General features: G+C 63.1%; 1 protein-coding gene and 1 pseudogene. Both read left to right on the forward strand.

The annotated features are described in order from the left end of the window. The coding region (locus HX846_RS34195; RefSeq protein ID WP_178967148.1) for a VRR-NUC domain-containing protein at positions 1–724 on the forward strand (724 nt) is incomplete at its 5' end. Then, positions 721–1392 (forward strand): annotated as a pseudogene (locus tag HX846_RS34200) (ATP-dependent DNA helicase); the annotation flags it as partial. The gene HX846_RS34195 and the pseudogene HX846_RS34200, both read left to right, overlap by 4 nt.

The raw sequence follows: 1392 nt of genomic DNA on the forward strand, positions 1-1392 counted from the left end.
CGCTGCCGAACAGCAGCACTTGCTGCGCGTGATACCCAGGCTGCGACGCAAGCTCGGCGAGCCGGCGCTGCCCAGGGCAAAACCCCGCGAGATCGTGCGCCTGGACCTCGAACTGCCGGCTCCGGAACCGATGATGTCGGTGGAGTATTGCGTACAGGCGCACCTCAGCGACCATGGTGCACCCGTGCATTACGTCGAGAACAGCCTGATCAATTCGCTGTTTGGCCTGCTGTGCTGGCCGGCGATTTTCGCGCCGTTGCCGGGGTCGTTTTTCCACCCGTTCCAGCGCGGGCCGGTAGACCTGCACAGCGAGGATTTTCATCTGCGGCGCGCCGAGCTGTTCGCCGAGTGCCTGGGCCAACTGGACGATGGGCGCTACAAGCACACCATTCGCCAGCGTTATGTAGACAAATGGGGCATCCAGTCACCCTTCGTGTTCTGGAACGTGCTCAGCGAAGAACTGCTCGATCAGGCCCTCTACTGCCTGCCTGCGGCGCACCTGCGCCACTGGTTCGAACGCCTGCTGCTGGATATCCGCGCCAACCGCGCCGGCATGCCCGACCTGATCCAGTTCTGGCCCGAAGAAAAAACCTACCGCATGATCGAAGTCAAAGGCCCCGGTGATCGCCTGCAGGACAACCAGTTGCGCTGGCTGGAGTTCTGCGGCGAACACCAGATGCCCGTCACTGTGTGTTATGTGCGCTGGGCGGGGCAGGCCGCTTGAGCTACAGCGTCGCGGTGCGTGCATTATGTGAATTCACCGCCAAGGTCGGCGACCTCGACCTGCGTTTTACCCCGTCTCCCAGTGCCCAGGAAGGGATTGTCGGCCACCGCACGGTGGCCTCGCGGCGCAGCGCCCATTACCAGAATGAAGTCGCGCTGGAGGGCGAATACCACCAGTTGAAAGTCCGGGGCAGGGCGGATGGCTACGACCCGGACCGCAACCAGCTGGAAGAGGTGAAAACCTATCGCGGCGACCTGGACAAACAACCGGCCAACCACCGGCAACTGCACTGGGCACAGGTCAAGGTCTACGGCTGGTTGATGTGCCAGAAGCTCGGGTTGTCGGAGATTGTCCTGGCGCTGGTGTACTTCGACATTGTTGGCGAGCACGAGACGCTGCTCAGCCAACGGTTTCAGGCTGACGACCTGCAGGCATTCTTCGTGCAGCAATGCGCCCTGTTCCTCGGCTGGGCCGAACAGGAAATGCACCAGCGCGAAGCCCGCAATGCCGCAGCGGTTGCCCTGGGCTTTCCCCATGCGGCGTTTCGCCCGGGCCAGCGCGCCCTGGCGGAAACGGTCTACAAGGCGGTCAGCACCGGCCGCTGCCTGATGGCCCAGGCGCCTACCGGAATTGGCAAGACCGTCGGCACGATTTTCCCGATGCTCAAG

It is taken from the genome of Pseudomonas sp. K5002 (genome assembly GCF_013386655.1).
In the GTDB taxonomy this organism is placed as follows: domain Bacteria; phylum Pseudomonadota; class Gammaproteobacteria; order Pseudomonadales; family Pseudomonadaceae; genus Aquipseudomonas.